The sequence below is a fragment of the Dactylosporangium sp. NBC_01737 genome (genome assembly GCF_035963215.1).
Taxonomy (GTDB): Bacteria; Actinomycetota; Actinomycetes; order Mycobacteriales; family Micromonosporaceae; genus Dactylosporangium.
In genome coordinates, this window is the sequence record NZ_CP109153.1 from 3360642 (window position 1) to 3383125 (window position 22484).

Consider the following 22484-nt stretch of genomic DNA (forward strand, 5'->3'; position numbering starts at 1 on the left):
GTTCTGGTTAGGTCGGGAGCGAAGCGCCGCGTACCGGTCGTGGTGGTGCGAAAGCCGAGGACGGCATCTCTTCGGCGGAGGATTGCCGGCAGTCGGTGACCGCCTTGGCTGTCATGATCCACCGGTGGTGGTCGGGCGGCCGGGGCCGCAGCGCCAGAACTGTTCGCGGATCGGATCCGTCCGGCGGCGCTGCGGCTGATGGCCATCAGTGAGCTGATCAGGGTAGGCGTCGGCGTACGGCCGTCAGGGGGACGACTGGACCCTGAACAGGGTGAATGCGGTTCGGGTTCTGCCACATCGGGTCCACTCCATCAATCGGCGGACCCTGCTCACGGCGGGTCCGCCGTTCGCGTTGGTGATTCCGTCATCCCCCGCGCACGGGCTTCGCCCGCGTTCCCCGGTGGGGGAGCTTCGCTCCACCCACGCCCCCTCAAGACCGTGGCCGGGCCGACTCGTTGCGTTTCGTGCTCTTGTCTCGTTGCGGCGTTGGTACGTGGTGAGCCTGGGGTCGACTACGAGCCGGGAAGCCGGTCCTGGGCTGTGCGGTCCTCGGTGGTGTTGGGATGACTGCCAGCCATTGCGGCGGCGAGGGCGTCGACCATAGCGTCGGGCTGTCGTGGCGGTCTGTTCGTGCATCAAGCAGATCGCTGAGGGGCTTTCAGCGTGGCTCCCAGGATGATGAAACCGATCAGGAACGGGTAGATGACGCCGCGTTCGAAGAAGCCGATCAGGACGCCGGTTCCTGTTGCGACGGTCAGGTAGACCACCAGCGAGACGAAGCCGAGAATGCCGAGCGCCATCAGGGTCCGGCCCAGCCGGCGGGAGAACCCGAGGAGCCGGTGCGCGCGGCCGAGAAGGATCGCGAGGACGTTGCCTCCGCCGAATGCCGCCAGGGCGCCCAGGCCGTGCAGGGCGGACGCCTCGCTGGATCCGGGGAACAGTGCCACCAGTGTGCTGCCGGTCGCCAGCAGCGTGGCCGTTGCGATCAGCGTCCAGCGACGCCGGGCCGGCAGGCCCCGCAGCATGAGGACGCCGGTCAGCACGGCGAGGCCGAACAGGATGAAGCCGGTGTTCATCACCCACGCCAGGGGCGAGTACATGAACTGCCCGAACGCGGTTGAGGGGCCGCGCACGCCGAGGTTGCTGATGAAGTGGTACGTGTAGCTGTAGGGCGGGTCGGTCCACGCCGCCGCGGCGATGAACTCGGCGACGAAGTAGATGCCGCCGCCGGCGATGAGCGCCGCTTTCGCTCCAAGGCTCTGTGGGACCGCGGATACGTCGGGGCTGAGGTCGTTCATGGTGTCCTCCTGGGTTCGAGTCGTGCGAAGACTGCGGTGGGTCTCTGACACGGGACAAACACCGGACAAACACGGTGGTGCGGCCGCGGTGAGTTGACGTCGTGCGGGTGCGCGCAAAGATTGGGCGATGGACGGGAGTGCACGGCTTCGCGTCACGCTGCTCGGCGCGTTCGAGGCGTCTCGCGGCGGTGCCGTCCTGCCCGTCCCGGGCGTGCGCTTGCGGGGCCTGCTGGTCCGGCTGGCACTCGCCGGCGGCCGCGCGGTGCAGCCCGGCGTGCTGGTCGACGCGATCTGGGGCGAGGAGCCGCCGTCCGGTCCGGCTCCCGCCCTGCAGACCCTCGTCACACGGCTGCGCCGCGCCCTCACGCCGGCCGGCGCGGGTCCTGGCGTGCTCGTGCAGGTGGTCGGCGGCTACCGGCTCGCGGTGGATGCGGCCGACGTGGATGCGCTTCGCTTCGAGCAGCTCGCCACAGCCGGCCGGGAAAGGCTGCGGGCGGGTGACCCGGCGGCCGCGGGTGCTGCGCTCGCCGAGGCCGTCGCGTTGTGGGGCGAGAGCCCCGGCGCAGAGCCGGCGGTCGTCGCCGCGGTCGCGCCGGCGGTCGCGACACAGCTGGCGCAGGTGTCGATCGAGGCGGTCGTGGACCTCGCCGAGGCCGAGTTGTCGCTGGGGCTGGTCGAGGTCGCCGCCGCGCGGCTGACCAGGTTGCTGGCCGGGCAGGCGGTCCACGAGCGGGCGGCCGCACTGTTGATGGATGCGCTCGCCGCCGCGGGGCGCCAGGCCGAGGCGCTGGCCGTCTACGAGCGGATCCGTGGGTCACTGGCCGACGTCCTCGGCGCCGATCCGGGTTCCGCCCTGCGGGAGCGCCACCTGCGCCTGCTGCACCCCGCCCCGGCGCCGGGCGCCCAGACCGGCGGCGGGATGGCTTCCAGGGCCGGCAACCCGGTGGCTTCCAGACCCGGCGGCGCGTTGGCTTCCAGAGCCGGCAACCCGGTGGCTTCCAGAACGGGCAGCGCGGTGGCTTCCAGGGCCCCGGCCGGGCACGGGCGCAATGCCGGCCTGCCGGCGCCGTTGACCAGCTTCATCGGCCGCGACGACGATCTCGCCCGCATCGGCACGCTGCTCGCCACCGGACGCCTGGTCACCGTCCTCGGCCCCGGCGGTGCCGGCAAGACCAGGCTCGCGCTGGAGGCCGCCCGCCGCCACCGCGATGCGTACCGCGACGGCGCATGGCTCGTCGACCTCGCGTCCGTGACCGAATCGGCGAAGGTCGCCGCGGCCGTGCTCGCAGGGATCGGGCTGCGGGGCGGCGCGATGCTCGACGCCCGCAAGCGGGCCGAGAGTGACGGGCTGGATGCCATCGCCGCCGAGCTCGGCGGCCGGGAGAGCCTGCTGGTGGTCGACAACTGTGAACACCTGATCGACGCCGTGGCCCAGCTGGTGACCGCGCTGCTGTCCCGCTGCCCGGGGTTGCGGGTGCTCGCCACCAGCCGCGAACCGCTCGCGGTCGACGGTGAGGCGCTCGTGCCCCTCGGACCGCTTACGCTGCCCGAGCCCGGCGACGGCGTCGGCGAAGCCCGGCGGGCGGCGGCGGTGCGCTTGTTCGTCGAGCGGGCCGCCGCCGTACGGCCGGGATTTGATGTCGATCATTCGACGTTGCCGCAGGTCATTTACGTCGTCCGCAGCCTGGACGGGATGCCGTTGGCCCTTGAACTGGCCGCCGCCCGGTTGCGGACAATGGCGTTGCCCGACCTGGCCGGTGGGCTCTCCGACCGCTTCCGGATGCTCACCACCGGCAGCCGCACCGCACCGCCCCGGCACCGCACCCTGCGCGCGGTCATCGCCTGGAGCTGGGAGCTGCTCGACGAGCGCGAGCGCACCGTCGCGGAACGGATCTCGATCCTGCCCGGCGGCGTCACCTCTGCCTCGGCAGCCGCCGTCTGCGCCGGCACCACCGTGCCCGTTGCCGACATCCCGGAGCTGCTCGCCGCTCTCGTCGACCGGTCACTGCTGCAGCTCGCGCCCGGTGCCGGCCGCTACCGCACGCTCGAAACCATCCGCGAGTACGGTGCCGGCCGCCTCGCCGACACCGGCGACCTCGGCACGGCCCGCGACCTGGCCGCCGCCCACTTCACCGGGCTGATGGCCCGCCAGGATCCCCGGCTGCGCGGGCCCGGCCAGCTGGACGCCATGAACGCCATCGGCGCCGAGTACGACAACACGCTCGCCGCCCTGCGCCATCTGTGCGCTGTCCATGACGCCTCCGGGGCGATCACCCTCGCGCTGAGCCTGACCTGGTACTGGCAGATGTCCGGCCGCCAGGGCGACGGCGCCTCCTGGCTGGATCGGGCCCTGGCGGTGCCCGGCGGCGGGCCGGCGCCCGAACGCGACTGCGCCCGAGCGGTCTACCTGCTCAACCGGGCCGACACCCTGTCGGGGATCACCGCCGGTCAGGCCGTGGACGACCAGGCGGAGATGCGCGAGCTGGCCGTTCGGATACTTGATCATGATCGACTGCCGGGCCACTACCGCGTGTTCGGCCCGGTGCTGCTCTTCCTGCTGGGCCAGGAGGCCGCGTCTGCCGTCTTCCAGCGCCTGGCCGACGGTGACGATGCGTGGCTGTCCGGGCTGGCCCACATGTTCCTCGCCGAGATCGCCGAGAACGCAGGCGCGTCGGCGCGGATGCGCGCCCACGTGGAGGCGGCCCTGGTCCGCTTCCGGCAGGCCGGCGACCACTGGGGGCTGGCCGCCGTCCTGCCGATGCGGGCCAGGCTACGGCGCTACGACGACCTCGACGGCGCGCTGGCCGACCTGGACGAGGCCCGCGCGCTGGCCGGCGGGTTCGGCGCGCTGGGCCTCGGCGACCAGCTCTACAGCGACCTGCGCTGGATCGACCTGCACCTGCGGCGCGGCGACGCCGGCAGGGCGATGGCGACGATCGACGAAGCCCGGGAGCGGGCGCTGCGGGCGTCCTCGGCGGAGATGCTGGTCCTGGTCGACGCGTGGGAGGCCGGCGTACGGGTGCGCCTCGGCGACCTGGACAGGGCGGCCGCCCTGCTCGACGGCGCCGAACGGCGGATGCTCAGCGACACCGCGTTTCCCGCGGACCCGGCCCGGACGCTGCTCGGAAACGCACGGACCGCGCTCTGCCTGGCGCAGGGCGACCTGCCCGGCGCGGACAAGGCACTCCGGGAGGCCTATGCGGCCGCGCTGGCAACCCGGGAGCTGCCCGTCCTGGCACCGGTGACGGTGACGGCGGCCGCGCTCGCCGCGACCCGCGGACGGCAGCACGAGTCGGCCATGCTGCTCGGGACCGCCGCCCGGCTGCGGGGCGCGCACGACCACACCGATCCGCAGGTCCGAAAGCTCACCCGCCGGGGCCGGGCCGCGCTGGGCCCTGAGGAGTTCGCGGCGGCGTACGCGAGAGGCTGGGAACTGGACCCGTCCGCGGCCGTGGCCGCGGCCGACCCGGCTGCGTGACCAGCGGACAGCCTGGATCGGCCGGGTCGGTGCGTCCCTGCCAGGGCGTCAGGGGGCGAGTTGCCACAGGGCGCTGACGGGGACCGCGCGGAGCTTCGGGCCGAAGGGCAGGGTCGCGGTGCCGGTGTACAGGACGATGCCGACGATGAAGTCGTCGCCGAGTTTGTCGGCGAGGCGGCGCAGGCCGGTGAAGTCGTCGGTCTTGACCGTGGACGCGGCCTTCACCTCGATGCCGACGACCTGGCCGCGGCGGTTCTCGAGGACGGCGTCGACCTCGGCTCTGCTCTGGTCGCGGTAGTGGTAGAGGTCGGCGAGCGTGTCGGACCAGGTGAGCTGCCGGGCCAGTTCGGACAGGACGAAACCCTCCAGCAGCGGGCCGAAGGGCATGCCGGGGCGGCGCAGTGCGTGGGCGTCGAGGGCGAGGAGGCGGGCGGCGATCCCGGAGTCGACGAAGACGAGCTTGCTCGACTGCGTCGCCCTGGTGCCGAGGTTGCGCGACCAGCCCGGGATCCGCTTGATGAGGAACACCTCCTCCAGCAGGCCCATGTAGCGGGCGATGGTCGGCCGGGACAGTTGCAGCTCCGACTCGAGGCTGCCCGGAGGCACGAGGGTGCCCGAGCGCGCGGCGAGCAGCCGGATGAGGGTGCTGAGCTGAGGTGCCTGCTCGATCTGGACGAGCTGGCGCACCTCCCGGTCGATGAGGTTCTGCACGTACGAATCGAAGAAGCGGCCTCGCCGGCGGGGATCGGTGCGCGACACCGCCTCTGGCAGGCCGCCGCGGACGATCCGGTCGGCGTATTCGGCCCGGGTCAGCCCTGACTCGTGGCGCAGTGCCGCGCCGAGCCGGAAAGCAGCGTCGATGAAGCCGTCCGGTGCGCTGTCGATCTCGCCCTGTGAGAACGGCCAGAGCTCGATGGTTTCCATCCGGCCGGGCAGGGTGTCCGGCAGGTCGCGCAGCGCGAGCAGGCGGGACGAGCCGGTCAGCAGGAATCTGCCTGGACTTGGATCGGCGTCGACGGTGGCTTTGATGGCGAGCAGCAGGTCCGGGGCGCGCTGGATCTCGTCGATGACGGTGAGGCCGTCGAACGCGACGAACCCGACCGGGTCTGCGAGCGCGGACTGCCGATCCTGCGGAAGGTCGAGGTCCCGCCACTCCGCGGCCCGGGCTCCGGCCACCGCCCGGACCAGGGTGCTCTTGCCGGCCTGCCGGGCACCGTTGACAAGCACCACTCTGGTGTCGTCAAGGGCATCGGTAACGGCCGCGGTGGCGCGTCGCGGCGTGAACGACGAGGCCGGCATCCGCCGAGGCTAGCATCTGGCTTTCGATCTGCGCGGAGGTTTGCTTTCGGTTTGCGCAGCGGGCGGGTTTCGATTTGCAGCGAGTGCGGCGGTGGCCGTCTCGTTGCGGATCAGGCGACTGACCGGGGCGGCGTCGACGGAGTCGCGGTGACCTGAGCCTGGCCGTCGCCGGTCGTGGCGCATGGGCGCAGCTGGTCGTCCACGCACGGCTGGCCCGGCGGCGCGGGCGTGGCCGCCGGCGTCCGGACCACCGCCGGTGCCGGGCCCTGCCGCAGGTGGAGGGTGTACATCACCACGTAGGTCAGGATGCTGCCCACCGCGAGCACGCTGATCAGCGCCACGAACACCAGCAACGGCCAGGAGCCCCGCAGTGCCGGCCGTGCAGCGTCGTCGTCCACCGCGCCTCCAGTCGGAGCCATCGATCGCAAGCTTGACGGGTCCGGTGCGGGAGGGGCAACTTCCGGCGGGTGGTGTGACGGGTCACGCTGTGCCGCCCCCGTGTTGCGACCTTCACCCGGAAGGGGCATGTTTGAGTCATGTACGTCGTTGCGCCAGCCAGCCGTCTGCGGCGTGGCGTGCGACGGCTGGCGCTGACGCTCTGCGCACTGATTCTCGGTGCCGGGTTCAGCCCGGCACTGCCGCAGTCCACTGTGGACCGTCCGGTGCCGCCGGTGGCCGCGGCGTCCGTTGCGGCACTGGCCGGCGCGCCGTCGGGCGTTCGGCGCTCGTCTGCGGGCGTCCCGGCATCGATGCAGTCCGACCCGGTATTTCCGCAGGCCGTCGGGCATGCCGCTCGTACCGTGGCCGCTGTTGTGGTTGTTGTTCTTGACGGTGTCACCGCGGGGGTGGTCGCCGGGCGCGCTCCGCCCAGCACCTCGGCCTGAGACGCATTTCCCCCTCTCGCCGCTCGATTCCCCCCTCGAGGTGCATGTATGGACGCCGCTCTGCAGGATCTTGCTCACGGGATGCGCGAGGCCCTCGCGATCTGGGCCGCGCTGCTCGCCGCAGTGGTCATCACGTTCGCCATCCTCACCTTCCTGTCCAGGCGCCAGGGCGCCGCGGCCGGGCCGTCGTGGTGGGCCAGGCTGCGCAAGGCCGTCCGCGATCCGGAGGCGGCCCGGGAGCGCCGGGCCGCGATCGAGCAGCGCACCGCCGAGATGGCGGAGCTGCAGCGGTACAGCGACGAGGTGGCCGTCGCCGCGTCCCGCACCTCCGTGATGGCGGCCCGCCGCCGCGAGGAGTGGGAGGCCGCGCAGCGCACGCAGGAGGCGGCGTGGCGGGCCTTCGAGGAGGCCGAGCAGGCGGTCCGGCGGCTGGAGCGGGCCAGCGCGTTCCCGCTGACCGAGGACGACCCGGCCACGCGCCGCCAGCACATGGTGCGGATGGTCAACGCCGCGCACCAGCGGGGCGAGATCTCCGCGGCGCACCTCGCCGACGCCCTCATGCACCGCAACGGCTGGGACCCGTCGGAGCACCCGTTCGCCCAGCAGCTGCGGTTGCGCCGGATCATCCGGGACCGGCTGTTCCGCGCGTACCAGCAGGCGTCCACCCTCGAACGGGAGACCGCCGCCGCGGCGGACCTGGCCGCGTCCTCGAAGCGCAGCCTCGACGACGAGGCCTTCAGCGCCACGCTGCAGGTTCGCTCCACGCCTCGGCTGACCTCGCTGACCCCCTCTTCGGTGCGGTTTTAGCGTTCCAGACCGGCCCCGGCGAAACGGGTGGGACGCTTCGTAACGGTGGCGTTACAACCCAGGGGGCCGGTCATGGGCATTGAGCTGTCGATCATCGCGGGGCTCTGCTACGCCTCGTCGAGCGTCAACGCGACCGGCGCCGACCACCATCCGGTCACCGATGAGGAGACCGAGCTGTTCGGGCTGTCCGGCGAGGCCCTCACCGAGGCCGTCACGGCGTGCCTGGGCGAGCCGCCGGACCTGGCGCAGCTCGACGGGTTCCTGCACCGCTCCCACGACTGGTCCCCGGTCACCACGACCCTGGTCGTGCAGAGCGCCTCCGTCACCGGCGTCGGCTCCATGCCGGTCAGCCTCCCGCTGACCGGCGCCGGCGCGCGCCTCACGTGCACCGCCACACACCTGTGGTCCCCGGCGGCGGGGGTCAGCCCCACCGCGCCGGTCCGGTACTCGATCACGTTCCCGGCCGGCGGTGCCGCGCTGGACTACACCCACGACTGGGGCGCCGGCTCCGGCGTGGAGTCCGCGAGCGTCGACCTGCCGCCGGGCGACAACGGCGACGAGCTGGTCGGGCTGAGCATGAACCTCGGCGTCCGCGTGGTCTACGACGCCTACCTGTCCGGCGAGATCGCCGTGCACTACCGCGACGGCCACCAGGGCCACCGGTACTGGGCGCTGGACGTCGGCACCGTGATGGCCGCCGGTGGCCTGCTCAACGGCCGCCACTTCGCGGAGAACCTCAACATCCGTTACCACGCCAGCACCCGCGTCGTGCACGCCGACGCCAACGGCAACCTGACCACGCTGGCCGGCCCCGGCATCCGCACCGGCAACGACCTCGCCCTCACCGGCGCGTAGCACCTTCCCGCCGGCCGTCGCCGCCGCGCTCGCCCGCAGCGACGCCGGTCGACGCGGTAACGTGGCCGCCGTGGATCTGACCGTCATCCTCGGGCCGATGAAGAGTGGCAAGTCCCTTGAGCTGGTGAGCCTGCTGTCGCCGTTGCAGTACACCGACGTGCGGCACCGGGTGTTCCAGAGTGCCCGCCACGTGCGCGACACGGGGGTCGTCTCGCGCAGCGGCGCGGAGCTCGCGACGGTGAAGGCGAGCTCCCTGGCCGCGGCGCTGGACGACGACGTGGACGTGGTCGGCATCGACGAGGTGCACATGTTCGCGATGGCCGACATGGCGGTCGTGCGCACGCTGCTGGAGCGCGGCACCAGGGTCGTGGCCGCCGGCATCGACCTGGATCACCGCGGTGAGCTGTTCGCGCCGGTCAGGGCGCTGCTGGAGCTGGGGCCGGCGCAGGTGACCTACCGGCGGGCGGTGTGCGACGTGTGCCGCGGGTTCAGCGCCGTCTACACGCAGGTGCTCGAGCACGGCGAGCCGATGCTGCGCGAGCTGGCGCCGTCCACCGCGCTGCCCGACGACGGCACGTACACCTATGAGGCCCGCTGCCGCACCTGTGTGGTGCTGCCGTCGACGGTCGCGCGGACCCTGCCGCACCAGCAGGAGGCCGTGGTCTAAGCCGCGGCGGAGGCCAGGGCGAAGGACGGCTGGGCGACGGGGCGGCCGAAGTGGTAGCCCTGCGCGAAGCGGTAGCCGAGCCGGTAGAGCTCCTGGGCCTGCTCCGCGGTCTCGACGCCCTCGGCGATCGCGTCCAGGTTGAGCCCGTCGCTGACGTTGATGAGCGCGGTCGCGATCACCGAGTGCCGGCCGGCCATGGTGATGTCGTCGACGAAGGACTTGTCGACCTTGAGGATGTCGACGGGGCAGGTCTGCAGCAGGCCCAGCGACGAGTGCCCGGTGCCGAAGTCGTCCAGGGCGATGCGCACGCCGAGCTCGTGCACGGCGTCGAGGGCCTCGATGGCCCGCCCGCCGCCGAAGACGGCGGTCTCCGTGACCTCGATGGCCAGGCGGCTCGCCGGGAACCCCGTCGCCGCCAGGACCGCGGCGACCACCTCCGGGAAGTCGGGCTCGGCGAGCTGCCGGGCCGAGACGTTCACGGAGACCTTGCCGGGTGCGGCGTCGCCGAGGGTGGCCAGCCACGTCGCGCCCTGGGAGCACGCCTCGAGCAGGATCCAGGCGCCGAGCTCGACGATCTGGCCGTTCTGCTCGGCGACGGGGATGAAGTCGGCGGGGCTCATGAACCCCAGCGTCGGATGGTGCCAGCGGATGAGGGCCTCCACGCCCACGATCTGGCCGTGCGGCAGGGCCACGATCGGCTGGTACACCAGCTGGAACTGGCCCTGGTCGAGGGCCTCGCGCAGCTGGGCGCCGAGCTGGGCGTGCGCGGACGCGCGCTGGTCGAGCTCGGGTCTGAAGCGCTGCTGGCGGGTCTTGTCCTCCTTCGCCGCGTACATCGCGACGTCGGCGCGGCGCAGCAGCTCGAACGGGTCGCAGGTGCCGGTGGCGTCGGCCACACCGATGCTCGCCTGGACGAGCAGGTGCTGGTCGCCGGCGAAGACCGGCTCCTGCAGCGCGGTGGCGAGCTCGCTGACCATCGCGTCGGCGGCGACGCCGCCGGTGTCGGGCATGAGGACGGCGAACTCGTCGCCACCGAGGCGGGCCACGACGTCGCCGGGGCGCAGGACCCCGCCGAGCCGCTTGCCGACGGCGGTGAGCAGCTGGTCGCCGATGGCGTGGCCGAGCCCGTCGTTGATCCGTTTGAAGTCGTCGAGGTCGATGAACGCGACCTGCGGCACGGTGCCGGAGTCGAGCTCGTCGCGGATCAGCTCCTCCAGGAACCGCCGGTTGGGCAGGCCGGTCAGGTCGTCGCGCATGACCAGGTCGCTGAGCTGGTCGGCCTGGTCCTGCACCTTGCCGACGAGCCCGGCGATGCGGACCAGGACCAGCAGGAACACCACGACCGCGACGGCGCCGATGGCGAGCCAGTCGATGCCGCCGCCGCCGACCGCGCCCTGCAGCAGCAGCAGCGCGGGCGCGATGAGCGAGCTGATCGCCAGCACCGCCAGCCGGCGTCTGGACAGCGCGGTCTCCAGGGCGTCGGTCGGCTCGTCCATGCCCCGCATCGACGGGTGCATGGCGGCGGCGCCGAGGCACACGTACGACAGGAGCCAGCCGATCACCAGGAACCCGCCGGCGAGGATGTCGTACGTCGACACCAGCGAGTACGACACGTCGGTGGCGAACATCAGCATCATGGCGACCGCGAGCAGCCAGAAGCTGGTCGTCTTCGCGGCCCGGCCGGCGAGCATCCGGGCCAGCAGCACCAGCAGCAGCACGTCGGCGGACGGGTAGGCCAGCGAGATCAGCCGCTGCGGGAGGGACACGTCGGCGGCCTCGGCGACCGGTCGCATCACGAACACCCAGAACAGCAGGCCGGCGCCGGCGGCCGCGATGCACGCGTCGATCAGCCCGGCGACGTCGCGGCCGTGCCGGTGCAGCAGCAGCCACAGCCCGGCGGCCAGGGGCGGGTAGGCGCCGAGGTAGAACGCGTCGGCGAGGGACGGGAACGGGTTGCGGTGCAGCACGTGCTGGTAGATGGCCCAGGTGACGTCGCCGAGGGCCCAGGTGGCGAGGCCGCCCGCGAACCAGTACCACATCGCGCGCCGGGGCGGCCGGTTGCGGCGCACCCCGATCAGCACCATCGTGACCGAGGTGAGGCCCACGACCTCGAAGCCGAAGTTGGCGACGTAGGTGTTTTCGGGCAGCAGCGGATAGGTGACCGCGGCAAGGCCACCGATCAGCAACCAGACGAGCCACAGCCGCCTGGCGACCCAAGTCTCCACGCGTTGGTTATCGGCAGACCTTCAGCCGGGGTTGAGGGCTCTGCTAGATAATACGTATTACCCTCTTGTGTTCCGCGTTGCGCTTTCCGAGACTCGGTCACATGCCACCTGTAACCCGCCGCCAGGTGCTGGCCGGTGCCGCCGGATTCGCCGGAGCGCTCGCCATCCCCAGCATCGCGTCCGCCGCCCCCGCCGGATTCCCCACGTACCAGTACCTCGGCCAGCCGCTGCCCGCGAACCTGGCCTACAACCCGACCGGGGAGCTGATCTTCCCCTGCATCCGCGGGATGTACGACAAGATCAGCGGCGCCCGCGCCCGCTACTACCTCTACTACGCCCCGCACGACGCGCCCGGCGGGATCTGCCTCGCCTACGGCAACTCCCTCGCCGGTCCGTTCACCGAGTACCCGGCGAACCCGATCATCAGCCGCACCTGGTCGCCGCACTACTCGGTCAGCCACGTCTCGTCGCCGCACGTGCTGTGGAACGCCTCGACCAGGCAGTTCTTCATGTACTACCACGGCGAGAACACCACCACCCGCCTGGCGATCTCCAGCGACGGCATCAACTTCACCTACTACGGCACCGTGCTGACCACCGCCATGGTCCCCGGTACTAGCGAGGCCACCTACGCGCGCGTGTTCGAGCACCGCATCGCCGCGCTGGGCAACAAGTACGTGATGGTCTTCATGGGTCTCAAGAGCGGCCGGCGCATCTTCTGGGGCTGGTCCAACGACGGCAAGTCCTGGCAGTTCGACCCCAACCCGCTCGTCTCGCCCGCCGCCGACGGGCAGAGCGACCTGAGCGGGCCGCACCTGCTGTACCGCAACAACACCACCTACGTCGTGTACCACGGCAGCTCCGGGGACATGTTCCTCACCGAGGTCGGCAACAACTTCGACAAGGAGGTCCACCTCGGCGTGTTCCACGCCGCGCTGAGCGGGGCACCGGACAACAACCGCTCCGCGGCGCCGTCGTTCGGCACCGACGGCGGCGTGCAGTACATGTTCTACGAGGCGGGCCAGCGCTCCGGCACGAAGATAGCCGTGGCGCGGGCGGTCTGATACAAAGCTGGGCATGCTTGCCTGGGGTGTCGACTTCACCACCGCTGAGTTACGGACCGGGGTCCGGCAGACCGACGGGTTCACCTGTGGACCCACCGTCGCCATGGTGGCGTCGGCGCTGCTGGACCCCATGTACGCCGACGCCGTCGCCGACTACGGTGCCGAGCAGCACCGCATCCACACCGCCGCCAACAGGATCTGGCCGAAGAAGCTCGGCACCACCCCGTGGGGCGTCGCCGCGACGATCACGGCGCACACCGCGGAGCTCGGCACCCGGTACGGCTGGCGGCTCTTCCGCGGCCGCCGGGACCGCCTCGCCGACGTGACCGCCGCGGTCGACTCCGGCTGGCCGGTCGCCATGCTCGTCGGCAAGGGCGTCCCCCGGCACTGGGTGCTCATCACCGCACACCCGCAGGAGACCGTCCTGCGCTGCTTCGAGCCGGGATCCGGTCAGGTCCGCGAGGCCACGATCGAGGAGATCCAGCAGCACCGGATCCCCCGGCTCGGGTTCCCGCGGGCGTACGCGCTGGTCCTGCCCACTGCGTGAGCTGGCCTACTGCTTGAGCCGGCCTACTGCTTGAGCCGGGCGCGGACCTTCTCCTTGGTGCGCTCCGGCAGCTCGTCCGCGGCCAGGAGCAGGGGCAGCAGCGCCGGCTCCGCCGTCAGCGCCCGGAACGCCACGCCGATCGTCACGTCGTGCGCGGGGGAGTGCACGACCTCGATCGGGTCCCCGGCCCGGATCTCGCCCGGCTGCAGGACGCGCAGGTAGGCGCCGGGCTCGGCGCGTTCGGTGAAGCGCCGGATCCAGCCCGACTCGTGCAGCCACGCCTCGAACGTCCGGCACGGGATCCGCGGCGAGGCCACTTCGAGGAGCACGCCGCCGCCGATCCGCCAGCGCTCGCCGATCCGGGCGCCGGTGACGTCCAGGCCGGACGTGGTCAGGTTCTCCCCGAAGACCCCGCCGGTCAGCATGCGGCCGAGCTCGGCGGACCACCGGTCGAGGTCCTCCCGCGCGTACGCGTAGACCGCCTTGTCCGGGCCGCCGTGCACGCGGACGTCGCAGATCACGTCCCCCGCGATCCCGGTTGCGGCGGTGCCCTGCGGCCCGGGCACGGTGACCCGGACCGGGCCGTCCACCGGACGCTTGTCGATGCCCGTGGTGGGGGTGCTCGAATGGTCGGTCGGGATCGGGGTGCCGGCGTTGACGGAGATCAAGTAGGCCACGCGCTAGACGCTAGCGTCCGCCTGGATGGACCGTTTCGACAGCCCCATGAAGTAGCCGTCGATCACTGAGGTGGTGGGGGCGTCCGGGCGGTCGGCGGCGCCGAGCGTGACGAACAGCGGGGTGTAGTGCTCGACCGTCGGGTGGGCGAACGGCATGCCGGGCGCGAGGCTCGCAAACCGCGCCAGGGTGTCCACGTCGCCCTTGGCCAGTGCCTCGGCCGCCCAGGTGTCGAAGTCGGTGGACCAGGACGGCGGGCCGCCGGCGCCGAGCCAGTGCTCGCGGCGCAGGAACGGCAGGCCGTGCGTCATGAAGCCGGAGCCGATGATGAGCACGCCCTCCTCGCGCAGCGGGCGCAGCCGCCGGCCGAGCTCCAGCAGCCGGTCCGGGTCGTGCGTCGGCAGGCTCAGCTGCAGCACGGGGACGTCGCCGAGGGGGTACATCACCATCAGCGGGACCCAGGCACCGTGGTCGAGGCCGCGGTTGCGGTGCTCGTGCACGGGCTCGGAGTCGGGCATCGCGGCGGCGACCCGCTGGGCGAGGGCGGACGCGTCGGGGGTGGCGTACTGCAACTGGTAGAAGTGCGGCGCGAAGCCGCCGAAGTCGTAGACCAGCGGCGTGCCGGCCGCGGTGCCGGAGACGCTCAGCGGCGCGGACTCCCAGTGCGCGCTGACGATGAGGACGGCCTTCGGCTTGGGCATGCCGGCGGCCCAGTCGAACAGCTCCCGCATCCACGGGCCGTCCTCCAGCAGCGGCGGGGCTCCGTGGCTGAGGTAGATGCTGGGCAGCGCGCCGTCGTCGGGCGTCCAGGTGCGCTGGTCCCGGCTGGCCGGGATCGCGGTGGCGAGGTGTCGGGCCAGCTCGGGCAGCGTCGTCATGGATTGACTGTAGCAATTAGTTGAGCGCTCAACAATATGCGGGAAAAGGCCTAGGGTGTGGTGGCCGTCTCCGCGGCGCGGAGCAGGGCCTCGGCGACCGCGGGGGTCTCCTCGGCGCCGTACACGAGCAGCAACTGCCGGTCCGGGCCGCCGCGGCCGTCGGTGGCGGTGGCGTGCTCCACCACGACCCGGGTGGTGCTCAACTGGTCGCCGACCGCGACGTCCATCTCGGCCACGCCGATGTCGACCTGCCGGACGAAGAGTTCCTCCATGGCAGAAAGCGTGCCGCCCGTGCGGAGCGCAGACGTCGCCTGAGAGGAGTGAGTCTCAGTGGTGCGCGCGGGAGATGGTCGTGACCAGCATCGCGGCCTCGTGCAGGTGTGACTGCTCGGCCGCGGTCAGCGCCGGGTCGGCGGCCCGCCGGCGCACCGCGGCCTCCAGCTGCGACAACGGGTTGTCCCGGGTGCAGGACAGCAGGACGTCGAGGAACACCTCGGCCCGCTCCGCGAACGCGTGCCCGGGCTCGATCGCGACCTGGGCGACGATCAGGGCGCTCATCGCCACGTCCAGCTCCGGCGGGCCCTCGGTGCTGTTACGCCAGTCGATGACGACCGGGCCGCCCTCGGTCATCACCACGTTCTCCGGGTGGAGGTCCAGGTGCAGGATCCTGGTGCCGGGGTCCTTCGCCGCGCGCACGCGGACCTTGTGCAGCCGCTCCAGGAGATCCGCCAGGACGGTCCCGCCGTCGCGCAGGTCGAGCGAGCCGTCGGCGAGGGCCTGCAGCATGGTCGGCCCTTCGAGCCGCTCCAGGATCAGGTCGGCGCCGGTCGCCTCGTAGACCCGGGGGACCGGATAGCCGTGATCGGCGACATACCGCATGACGGCGGCCTCGGCGGTCACGTCGCCGCCGAGCCGGTAGCGCCGCAGCACCCGCCGCTCGTCGATGGCGTAGACGTCCGCGTCGCGACCGCTCGCCAGAAGTGCCGTCATGCATACACCCTACTGGTTGCTCCTTACAACCAACCGTTCTCGTCGGCGAGCCGCACCGCTTCCGCGCGGGTCCGGGCGCCGGTCTTGCCGATCGCCGAGGACAGGTGGTTGCGCACCGTGCCTTCCGACAGGCCGAGCTGCCCGGCGACGTCGGCGGCCGTGCCGCCCTCCCGTGCCGCCCGCAGCGCGTCGGCCTCCCGCGGGGTCAGCGGGCTGTCGCCGCTGGCGAGGGTCTCGGCGGCCAGGGCCGGGTCGACCACCCGCAGCCCGGCGGCGATGCGCCGCACGGCGTCGGCGAGCTGCCGGGCCGGGGTGTCCTTGACCACGAACCCGGACGCGCCGGCCGCCATCGCCCGGCGCAGGTAGCCGGGCCGGCCGAACGTGGTCACCATCAGCACCTTGCAGCCGGGCAGCGCCCTGCGCAGTGCGGCGGCCGCGGCGATGCCGTCGATCCCGGGCATCTCCACGTCGAGCAGGGCCACGTCGGGGCGGTGCTCGCGGGCCGCCGCGACGACCTCGTCGCCGCGCCCGACCTCGGCCACGACCGTGAGGTCCGGCTCGAGGTCGAGCAGCGCGGCGAGGGCGCCGCGGACGAGCGCCTGGTCGTCAGCGATCAGCAGCCGTATCGGACTCACGGTGGGATGCTGCCACACGAGGCTTCGGGACCTCGGCCTCGTCCGCGTCGTCGGCGTCGTCGCGGTCAGGCAGCATGCTGCGTTCGTCGAACGGGTCGCCGCCGTCGAGCACCAGCGCCGCGCGGTCCCGGTCCAGCTCGCTCGACCACGCCCCGACCAGCAGCGTCGCGACCGCGTTGCCGGCGAAGTTGGTCAGCGCCCGCGCCTCGGACATGAACCGGTCGATACCCACGATCAGCCCGACGCCGTCGGCGAGCGCCGGCTTGTGCGCCTGCAGGCCACCGGCCAGGGTCGCCAGTCCCGCGCCGGTCACGCCGGCCGCGCCCTTCGACGCCACGATCATGAACACCAGCAGCGACACCTGCTCGGCGACCGACAGCGGCTGGTTCAGCGCGTCGGCGATGAACAGCGACGCCATCGTCAGGTAGATCGCCGTGCCGTCCAGGTTGAACGAGTACCCGGTCGGCACCGTGATCCCGACGACGGCCCGGGACACGCCGGCGTGCTCCATCTTCGCGATCAGCCGGGGCAGCGCCGACTCCGACGAGGACGTCGAGAGGATCAGCAGGAACTCCCGGCCGAGGTACCGCAGCAGCTTCAGCAGGTTCAACCCCGTGACGAGCCGCAGCAGCGGGCCCAGGATCAGCAGGACGAAGATCAGGCAGGTCGCGTAGAACCCGAGCATGATCTGCGCCAGCCCGGCGAGGGCCTTCCAGCCGGTCGCGCCGACCACCGCCGCGATCGCGCCGAACGCGCCGATCGGCGCCACCCACATGATCATCGCGAGGACCCGGAACACCAGGCGCTGCAGCAGCGAGACGCCCCGCAGGACGCGGTCGCCGTAGGGCATGGTCTGCACCGCGAACCCGACCAGCAGCGCGACGAGGAGCGTCTGCAGCACCGAGCCGCTGGTCAGTGACGAGAACAGGGTGGTGGGGATGACGCTGAGCAGGAACTCGACGGTGCCCTTCGGTGCCGTGCCCGCGGCCTTGTCCCCGGCCTCCCGGGCGGCGTCGGTGAGGTCGAGGCCGGCGCCCGGGTGGATCAGGTTGCCGACCAGCAGGCCGATCGCGAGCGCGACCGTCGACATCGCCAGGAAGTAGCCCAGCGCCAGCCCGCCGACCCTGCCGACCTTCGCCGCCTGGCGGATCGAGCCGATGCCCAACACGATCGTGCAGAAGATGATCGGGCTGATCATCATCTTGATCAGGTTGACGAAGCCGTCGCCGAGCGGCTTGAGCTCCTTGCCGACCTCCGGCCAGAGCAGCCCCACGGCGATGCCGGCCGCGACGGCGACGATCACCGCGAGATACAGGAATCGAGTCTTGTCGCGCTCCATGCCTGGGTCATTGCCCAGAAGGCAGTGATCTGAATCACTGTTTCACGGCAACTTCACCGCGTACCGGCATCGCGACGGGCTCGGCCCGGCCTGCGGACCCGCACTGCCGTGATCGAAGTCGCGGGCTGGTCAGCCACACGACCGGTCCCGTCCTTGGATCACGTCCACATGATCGTTTGTCCCCGCGCCGCCCGGCACCGCGGTCTGGGCGCTCGGCGTCTGGGGCCGCGGTCTGGGCCGCGGTCTGGGCCGCGGTCTGGGGCCGGCGGTCCGGGGCCGGCGGTCCGGGGTTGCGGTCCGGGGTTGCGGTCCGGGGTTGCGGTCCGGGAACGCGGCCTGGGGCTGCGCGCTGTGCGTCCGTGATCGAAGTCGTCCCGTGGCCATCCGGGCGACCATTGCGCGGCATTGATCGCGGCGGGCGGACAGTGGGGTCGCGCCGGAGCGTTCCTGCCGGTGGTTGCGGGCTCGGGACGGACGGACGATCTTGCTGACATGATCGAAGGACAGCAGTGGTCATCCCAGCGACCACTGGCATCCTTGGATCAAGCGGGTGGAGCGAGATCGCCGCCCGGAGCGTGGTACTCCCTGGTCTAGTTATCGATGGTCACGACTTCCCGTGATGCGGAGACGCCGTCCGGCGTCCTGGTTCGGCGGCCCTTGGTTGCGCGCCGCGTTGCCGTGATCGAAGTCGCGGGGCGGTCGTCCGGCCGGGTGGCCGTGGGGCGACTCCGATCTCCTGGCGTGATCGGACAGCAGGGGGACCCGCCTCAGCCGGCCAGGCGGGTCACGGTCCTGACCGTGGCCGCCGTCACCTTGGCCGCGAAGTCCAGGTCGAGCCGGTCGAGGGTGTCGGTGGCCGCGTGATAGTCCGGGTTGCGGTACTCCGCGGTGTCGGTGACCAGCAGCGAGCGGCGCCCGGTCGCCCAGTAGGGCACGTGGTCGCTGCGCAGCACGACCTCCATCGCCTCGGTCGGCATGACGAGGGGGAACGTCGGCAGGTGCGGCGCCGCCGCGGACGCGAACACGTCGGCGAGCCCGGCGGAGGCGGGGTTGGCGATCAGTGCGATGAAGTCGCCGACGGTCGGCGGGTCGAGCAGGAACGACGGCGCCGACTGCGTCGCGGACGTCCGCCCGATCATCTCGAACACGATCGACTCGGTGTCGGGGGTGATCTGCCGCACATGGGCGGTGCTGCCCCGGAACCCGTCCTCCTCGCCGCCGAACAGGCAGAAGCGGATCGTGCGCGCCGGCAGGTCCAGGTCGCGCAGCGCGCGGGCCGCCTCCAAGACGCCGGCGACCCCGCTGGCGTTGTCGTCGGCGCCGGGCGTGCCGTCGACGGTGTCCCAGTGCGCGACCAGCTCGACGGCGTCGTCGGACGTGCCGCCCTCGATCTCGGCGACCAGGTTCACGTCGTGCAGCTCGCTGCCGTACCGCTCGACCCGCACCACGAGCCCGAGCCCGCTGAGCTCATCGGTGATGTACCGCAGGGCGGCGGGCACGCCGGGCAGGTCGCCGCAGCGCGGCCCGTGAGCGACGAGCGCGGCGACGTGGCGGCGCAGACGGTCGGCGGAGATCATGCGCATCAGGATATGGAACAGCCCCCGAGGTTCCCGCGCTGACTGCGCGCAGGCCGGCTGGACTGACACCGGAGAGCCTCGGGGGCTGGGAAACTGTCTCGTATTCGCCGTGCCGCCATCCGGGCGGTCGCACGAAATGCGAGTCCAGAGGACGGCGGCTAGCGGACAGTCACCTCACGAGTCCCATTGCTACACAACGTTGGACCACCTCCTTTCCCGTGTACGACCAACCTAGCCACGGGCGTTGAGGCTCTGCAACGGTTTTTCGGGAGCAAGCTGGTTGTCTTCGCGCTCCAGCCGTTTGACCAGCCGGCGGACGATCAGCAGCGGCACGATGCCGAACACGCCGAAGGAGATGTCCAGCACGGTCCACCAGCCCGGGATGCCGCGGACGGGCCCGGCGAACAGGGCCAGGGGCACCACGCCGACGCACGCGATCATCCCGAACTCGATCACCCAGATGTTGCGCACCGGGTCCCGCAGCGGCCCCCAGAACGCGACCGCGATCACCAGGTGCGCGAAGGCCAGCCAGTCGGTGCCGTACATGATGAACGGATAGCGGTCGTTGGTCTCGGTGATGCCCTGATCGACCCGCTGGATCCAGGCGACGAGCGCGTCGGGCGCGGTGCCGGTCCGGTCGAGCACCGACCGCAGCCAGTGCACCTCGTGCTCCAGGGGGAACGCGGTGACCCCGCTGGCGACCAGTCCGACCAGGAACAGCACCAGCCAGATGCGGATCTTCCGCCGGGTCGTCATGCCCGCAGCGTAGGCCCGGTGCTGCGACTGCCAATGCCCTCGTCACGAGATCTGCACAACACGACGGCGCCGGCTCCCAAGGGGGTAGGAGCCGGCGCCGCCGTTCGAGAGGTTCAGTACCCGCCGTTGCCGCTGTCCCCGGTGACGGCCTGGGCCTTCTTCCCCTCGGGCGTGAAGGCGAACCACGTGCCGCCCACGCCCTGTCCCTTGGTCTCGCCGACCTTCGTGTCACCGGCGAACCGGTACGCGGGCCAGCTGTTGATGGTCAGCTGCAGCGAGCCGTCGCTGCGGGTGACCTTGCCGATCAGCTTCTGGTCGACGCCCTCGATCTTCATGTTCTCCACGTACGGGACGTAGGGCCACTTCGCCAGGCAGTCGCCCTCGCAGTTGGACTTCGGCGGCTTCGGGGTGTCCTTCTCGAAGCGGTACAGGGTCCAGCCCTTCCAGTCGGTCACCACCTTGCCCAGCGTGACGTCGTCGCGGACCTTCACGCCGGCGACGTTCGCGGCGGCCGACGGCACGGCGCTGGTCGCGGCGGCGGCGGGCGCCTCGGTGCCGGCCGCGGCGGCGGGCGCCTCGGTGGCCTGGCCCTGCTTGGTCAGGTCGATCGAGTCGCACGCGCTCAGCGAGAGGGCGGCCGCGGCGGCCACCGCAAGGGTCAGGACGATCTTGCGCATGTTCGTGTCTCCTTATTCGCAGCGTTGCCCGGTGACACGGCGGCCGGCTCACCCCGGTTCGGCGGCCTGCGGTCGGCTGGCCGACAGCTAGGCTTCGGACGTGAGTGAACCGATGGACGCCGACGTGCTCGACTTCGCGCACCGCATGTTCGACCTGGCCCGCTCCGGCGCCGCCGACGAGCTCGCCGCGAACGTCGACGCCGGCCTGCCGGTGAACCTGACCAACGACAAGGGCGACACGCTGCTGATGCTGGCCGCGTATCACGACCACCCGCCGGCGGTCGCCGCGCTGCTGGCCCGCGGCGCCGACGCCGACCGCGCCAACGACCGCGGTCAGACGGCCCTCGGCGCGGCCGTCTTCCGCCGGTCCGAGGACTCCGTGCGGGCGCTGCTGGACGCCGGCGCGGACCCGGCCGCCGGCGGCCCGTCGGCCCTGGAGATGGCCCGCTTCTTCGACCTGCCCGAGATGCTGACGCTGCTGGAGCGTGCCCGATGAGAGACGTGCAGATCCGTGACGACATGATCCGGCTCGGCCAGTTCCTGAAGCTGGCCAACGTCCTGGAGACCGGCGGCGAGGGCAAGGACCTGATCGCCTACGGCGAGGTCACCGTCAACGGCGAGGTCGACACCAGGCGCGGCCGGCAGCTCTTCCGTGGCGACGTCGTGGAGACCCTCGGCCAGTCACTGCGCGTGGCCTGACCTCACCGCCCGAGCAGGGTGTTGGCGAACGTGACGCAGCGTGCCGAGAAGTGGCCCTGGCCGCCGTCGTGACCGTCCCATTCGTACAGCTCGAGCTCCTTGGGGCCGCCGAGCGCGTTGTACGCCGCGAACACCGTCGACGGCGGGCAGGTCAGGTCCATGAGCGCCGCGGACACCAGCGCCGGCGCCGTGATCCTGGGTGCGAAGTGCACCCCGTCCACGTAGTCCACAGTGGACAGCGCCCGGGCGGCCCGCGCCGGGTCCAGCCGGCAGAAGGCGACGAACTCCGCGTACGGCGCGCGGTCGGTGATCGTCACCGCGCGGCGGATGTCGCACAGGAACGGCACCCCGGCGATCACCCCGGCCACCTGGTCGCTGAGGGCCGCCGCGGCCAGGGCGAGGCCGCCGCCCTGGCTGATGCCGCTGACCAGGACGTCGGAGGCGAACGGCAGCGCCCTGGCGGTCTCGACGGCCCGCACGGCGTCGGTGATCAGGCGGCGGTAGTAGAACGTGTGCGGGTCGAGGACCCCGCGGGTGAGGAACCCCGGCGACTGCGGGCCCGAGCCGTCCGGGTCGGGGGTCTCGCCGGCCCGCCAGCCGCCACCCTGCCCGCGGGTGTCCATGACGAGGTGGGCGTACCCGGCCGCCGACCACAGCAGCCAGTCGTGCGGGTAGCCGCGGCCGCCGCCGTACCCGATGAACTCCACGACGACGGGAAGGGGTCCCTCGGCTCCTGCGGGCCGGTTCAGCCACGCCTTGACCGGTTGGCCGCCGTAGCCGGTGAATGTCACGTCGGTCGTGTCGACGGCGCGCAGGCCGGTGTCGGCGGCGGTGAGCACCGCGGGCGCGGCGAGCTCCCGGGCCTGCTCGAGGGTCGCGGACCAGAACGCGTCGAAGTCGGCGGGCTCGGGCGTCGCGCTGCGGTGCTGCCGCAGCTCGGTGAGGGGCAGGTCGAAGAGCGCCATGCCCGGAAACCCTATTACCAGGAACTTCCCAGCGCGATTACGGGTGCGACTCAGGTCCGGCCCGCATATTTGGTGTGTGACCGGCGCCGGAAAAAACCGGAAGCCTCCCTGGATGGTCCACCCGGCGCACGGTCACGCCAAACGTTCCACATCATGTTGCCGCGGCTGG

23 protein-coding genes are annotated in these 22484 nt (G+C 72.0%); 9 read left to right on the forward strand and 14 right to left on the reverse strand.

The window, feature by feature from the left end; translation table 11 throughout:
- Nucleotides 1-635: 635 nt before the first annotated feature.
- Nucleotides 636-1298 (reverse strand): DUF998 domain-containing protein, encoded by a 663-nt coding sequence (locus OHA72_RS15070; protein ID WP_327008444.1) that lies wholly within the window; start codon nucleotides 1296-1298, stop codon nucleotides 636-638.
- Nucleotides 1299-1425: 127 nt separating this feature from the next.
- Between OHA72_RS15070 and OHA72_RS15075 the strand changes: the two genes are divergently transcribed.
- Nucleotides 1426-4776 carry an AfsR/SARP family transcriptional regulator gene (locus tag OHA72_RS15075; protein WP_327008445.1) on the forward strand — a complete coding sequence of 1117 codons (3351 nt, stop codon included), beginning with the start codon at nucleotides 1426-1428 and terminating at the stop codon, nucleotides 4774-4776.
- Between the two features lie 48 nt (nucleotides 4777-4824).
- On the opposite strand, the gene OHA72_RS15080 is transcribed toward OHA72_RS15075, so the two are convergent.
- On the reverse strand, nucleotides 4825-6075 hold the full coding sequence (locus tag OHA72_RS15080; protein WP_327008446.1) for an ATP-binding protein: 1251 nt from the start codon (nucleotides 6073-6075) through the stop codon (nucleotides 4825-4827).
- Nucleotides 6076-6185: 110 nt separating this feature from the next.
- Nucleotides 6186-6473 carry a hypothetical protein gene (locus OHA72_RS15085; RefSeq protein ID WP_327008447.1) on the reverse strand — a complete coding sequence of 96 codons (288 nt, stop codon included), beginning with the start codon at nucleotides 6471-6473 and terminating at the stop codon, nucleotides 6186-6188.
- A gap of 138 nt (nucleotides 6474-6611) precedes the next feature.
- Here OHA72_RS15085 and OHA72_RS15090 point away from each other — a divergent pair, with 138 nt between their 5' ends.
- The 4 genes from OHA72_RS15090 to OHA72_RS15105 all read left to right on the forward strand — a co-directional run bounded on the left by OHA72_RS15090 (nucleotide 6612) and on the right by OHA72_RS15105 (nucleotide 9288).
- Nucleotides 6612-6959 (forward strand): hypothetical protein, encoded by a 348-nt coding sequence (locus OHA72_RS15090; RefSeq protein WP_327008448.1) that lies wholly within the window; start codon nucleotides 6612-6614, stop codon nucleotides 6957-6959.
- 48 nt (nucleotides 6960-7007) lie between these two features.
- Entirely contained in the window at nucleotides 7008-7766 is a 759-nt protein-coding gene (locus tag OHA72_RS15095) for a hypothetical protein (RefSeq protein WP_327008449.1), read from the forward strand.
- A 72-nt stretch (nucleotides 7767-7838) separates the two neighbouring features.
- Complete coding sequence (locus OHA72_RS15100) at nucleotides 7839-8621, forward strand: hypothetical protein (protein WP_327008450.1); 783 nt, start codon at nucleotides 7839-7841, stop codon at nucleotides 8619-8621.
- Between the two features lie 70 nt (nucleotides 8622-8691).
- Nucleotides 8692-9288, forward strand: a complete 597-nt coding sequence (locus tag OHA72_RS15105) for a thymidine kinase (RefSeq protein ID WP_327008451.1) — start codon at nucleotides 8692-8694, stop codon at nucleotides 9286-9288.
- On the opposite strand, the gene OHA72_RS15110 is transcribed toward OHA72_RS15105, so the two are convergent.
- On the reverse strand, nucleotides 9285-11513 hold the full coding sequence (locus OHA72_RS15110) for a putative bifunctional diguanylate cyclase/phosphodiesterase (protein WP_327008452.1): 2229 nt from the start codon (nucleotides 11511-11513) through the stop codon (nucleotides 9285-9287). The two genes, OHA72_RS15105 and OHA72_RS15110, sit on opposite strands and share 4 nt — an antisense overlap.
- Nucleotides 11514-11614: 101 nt before the next feature.
- On the opposite strand from OHA72_RS15110, the gene OHA72_RS15115 reads away from it, so the two are divergent.
- Nucleotides 11615-12577: a glycoside hydrolase family protein gene (locus tag OHA72_RS15115; protein ID WP_327008453.1), complete on the forward strand. Its 963-nt coding sequence runs from the start codon at nucleotides 11615-11617 to the stop codon at nucleotides 12575-12577.
- 13 nt (nucleotides 12578-12590) lie between these two features.
- Nucleotides 12591-13124 carry a hypothetical protein gene (locus OHA72_RS15120; RefSeq protein ID WP_327008454.1) on the forward strand — a complete coding sequence of 178 codons (534 nt, stop codon included), beginning with the start codon at nucleotides 12591-12593 and terminating at the stop codon, nucleotides 13122-13124.
- Nucleotides 13125-13147: 23 nt separating this feature from the next.
- Here OHA72_RS15120 and OHA72_RS15125 read toward each other — a convergent pair whose 3' ends face one another.
- From OHA72_RS15125 to OHA72_RS15165, 9 genes are all read right to left on the reverse strand, one after another.
- Entirely contained in the window at nucleotides 13148-13801 is a 654-nt protein-coding gene (locus OHA72_RS15125) for an MOSC domain-containing protein (RefSeq protein ID WP_327008455.1), read from the reverse strand.
- A 3-nt stretch (nucleotides 13802-13804) separates the two neighbouring features.
- On the reverse strand, nucleotides 13805-14677 hold the full coding sequence (locus tag OHA72_RS15130) for a dioxygenase family protein (RefSeq protein ID WP_327008456.1): 873 nt from the start codon (nucleotides 14675-14677) through the stop codon (nucleotides 13805-13807).
- Between the two features lie 50 nt (nucleotides 14678-14727).
- A complete protein-coding gene (locus tag OHA72_RS15135) occupies nucleotides 14728-14949 on the reverse strand; it encodes a hypothetical protein (RefSeq protein WP_327008457.1) in 222 nt (73 codons plus the stop codon).
- A gap of 55 nt (nucleotides 14950-15004) precedes the next feature.
- On the reverse strand, nucleotides 15005-15667 hold the full coding sequence (locus tag OHA72_RS15140; RefSeq protein WP_327008458.1) for a phosphotransferase: 663 nt from the start codon (nucleotides 15665-15667) through the stop codon (nucleotides 15005-15007).
- Nucleotides 15668-15690: 23 nt separating this feature from the next.
- Nucleotides 15691-16302, reverse strand: coding sequence for a response regulator transcription factor (locus OHA72_RS15145; protein WP_327008459.1), 612 nt, complete (start codon nucleotides 16300-16302; stop codon nucleotides 15691-15693).
- Entirely contained in the window at nucleotides 16274-17641 is a 1368-nt protein-coding gene (locus tag OHA72_RS15150) for a cation:dicarboxylate symporter family transporter (protein WP_327008460.1), read from the reverse strand. The genes OHA72_RS15145 and OHA72_RS15150 overlap by 29 nt, the downstream gene beginning before the upstream one ends.
- Before the next feature lie 767 nt (nucleotides 17642-18408).
- A complete protein-coding gene (locus OHA72_RS15155) occupies nucleotides 18409-19218 on the reverse strand; it encodes a M20/M25/M40 family metallo-hydrolase (RefSeq protein WP_327008461.1) in 810 nt (269 codons plus the stop codon).
- A 231-nt stretch (nucleotides 19219-19449) separates the two neighbouring features.
- Complete coding sequence (locus OHA72_RS15160) at nucleotides 19450-19974, reverse strand: hypothetical protein (RefSeq protein ID WP_327008462.1); 525 nt, start codon at nucleotides 19972-19974, stop codon at nucleotides 19450-19452.
- Between the two features lie 113 nt (nucleotides 19975-20087).
- Nucleotides 20088-20651 carry a hypothetical protein gene (locus OHA72_RS15165; RefSeq protein WP_327008463.1) on the reverse strand — a complete coding sequence of 188 codons (564 nt, stop codon included), beginning with the start codon at nucleotides 20649-20651 and terminating at the stop codon, nucleotides 20088-20090.
- Nucleotides 20652-20763: 112 nt separating this feature from the next.
- Here OHA72_RS15165 and OHA72_RS15170 point away from each other — a divergent pair, with 112 nt between their 5' ends.
- Complete coding sequence (locus tag OHA72_RS15170; RefSeq protein WP_442788720.1) at nucleotides 20764-21147, forward strand: ankyrin repeat domain-containing protein; 384 nt, start codon at nucleotides 20764-20766, stop codon at nucleotides 21145-21147.
- Nucleotides 21144-21350 (forward strand): RNA-binding S4 domain-containing protein, encoded by a 207-nt coding sequence (locus OHA72_RS15175; protein ID WP_327008465.1) that lies wholly within the window; start codon nucleotides 21144-21146, stop codon nucleotides 21348-21350. Before OHA72_RS15170 ends, OHA72_RS15175 begins: the two co-directional genes overlap by 4 nt.
- Nucleotides 21351-21352: 2 nt before the next feature.
- Here OHA72_RS15175 and OHA72_RS15180 read toward each other — a convergent pair whose 3' ends face one another.
- Complete coding sequence (locus tag OHA72_RS15180; RefSeq protein WP_327008466.1) at nucleotides 21353-22315, reverse strand: acetylxylan esterase; 963 nt, start codon at nucleotides 22313-22315, stop codon at nucleotides 21353-21355.
- Nucleotides 22316-22484 lie beyond the last annotated feature (169 nt).

Excerpts from the sequence above, each read along its gene's own strand:
- OHA72_RS15130 (WP_327008456.1), bottom strand. The coding sequence starts at position 14,677 with ATGACGACGCTGCCCGAGCTGGCCCGACACCTCGCCACCGCGATCCCG.
- OHA72_RS15120 (WP_327008454.1), top strand. The coding sequence starts at position 12,591 with ATGCTTGCCTGGGGTGTCGACTTCACCACCGCTGAGTTACGGACCGGG.
- OHA72_RS15160 (WP_327008462.1), bottom strand. The coding sequence starts at position 19,974 with ATGACGACCCGGCGGAAGATCCGCATCTGGCTGGTGCTGTTCCTGGTC.
- OHA72_RS15070 (WP_327008444.1), bottom strand. The coding sequence starts at position 1,298 with ATGAACGACCTCAGCCCCGACGTATCCGCGGTCCCACAGAGCCTTGGA.
- OHA72_RS15165 (WP_327008463.1), bottom strand. The coding sequence starts at position 20,651 with ATGCGCAAGATCGTCCTGACCCTTGCGGTGGCCGCCGCGGCCGCCCTC.
- OHA72_RS15180 (WP_327008466.1), bottom strand. The coding sequence starts at position 22,315 with ATGGCGCTCTTCGACCTGCCCCTCACCGAGCTGCGGCAGCACCGCAGC.
- OHA72_RS15140 (WP_327008458.1), bottom strand. The coding sequence starts at position 15,667 with ATGACGGCACTTCTGGCGAGCGGTCGCGACGCGGACGTCTACGCCATC.
- OHA72_RS15115 (WP_327008453.1), top strand. The coding sequence starts at position 11,615 with ATGCCACCTGTAACCCGCCGCCAGGTGCTGGCCGGTGCCGCCGGATTC.
- OHA72_RS15095 (WP_327008449.1), top strand. The coding sequence starts at position 7,008 with ATGGACGCCGCTCTGCAGGATCTTGCTCACGGGATGCGCGAGGCCCTC.
- OHA72_RS15135 (WP_327008457.1), bottom strand. The coding sequence starts at position 14,949 with ATGGAGGAACTCTTCGTCCGGCAGGTCGACATCGGCGTGGCCGAGATG.
- OHA72_RS15100 (WP_327008450.1), top strand. The coding sequence starts at position 7,839 with ATGGGCATTGAGCTGTCGATCATCGCGGGGCTCTGCTACGCCTCGTCG.
- OHA72_RS15170 (WP_442788720.1), top strand. The coding sequence starts at position 20,764 with ATGGACGCCGACGTGCTCGACTTCGCGCACCGCATGTTCGACCTGGCC.
- OHA72_RS15155 (WP_327008461.1), bottom strand. The coding sequence starts at position 19,218 with ATGATCTCCGCCGACCGTCTGCGCCGCCACGTCGCCGCGCTCGTCGCT.
- OHA72_RS15080 (WP_327008446.1), bottom strand. The coding sequence starts at position 6,075 with ATGCCGGCCTCGTCGTTCACGCCGCGACGCGCCACCGCGGCCGTTACC.
- OHA72_RS15175 (WP_327008465.1), top strand. The coding sequence starts at position 21,144 with ATGAGAGACGTGCAGATCCGTGACGACATGATCCGGCTCGGCCAGTTC.
- OHA72_RS15075 (WP_327008445.1), top strand. The coding sequence starts at position 1,426 with ATGGACGGGAGTGCACGGCTTCGCGTCACGCTGCTCGGCGCGTTCGAG.
- OHA72_RS15090 (WP_327008448.1), top strand. The coding sequence starts at position 6,612 with ATGTACGTCGTTGCGCCAGCCAGCCGTCTGCGGCGTGGCGTGCGACGG.
- OHA72_RS15150 (WP_327008460.1), bottom strand. The coding sequence starts at position 17,641 with ATGGAGCGCGACAAGACTCGATTCCTGTATCTCGCGGTGATCGTCGCC.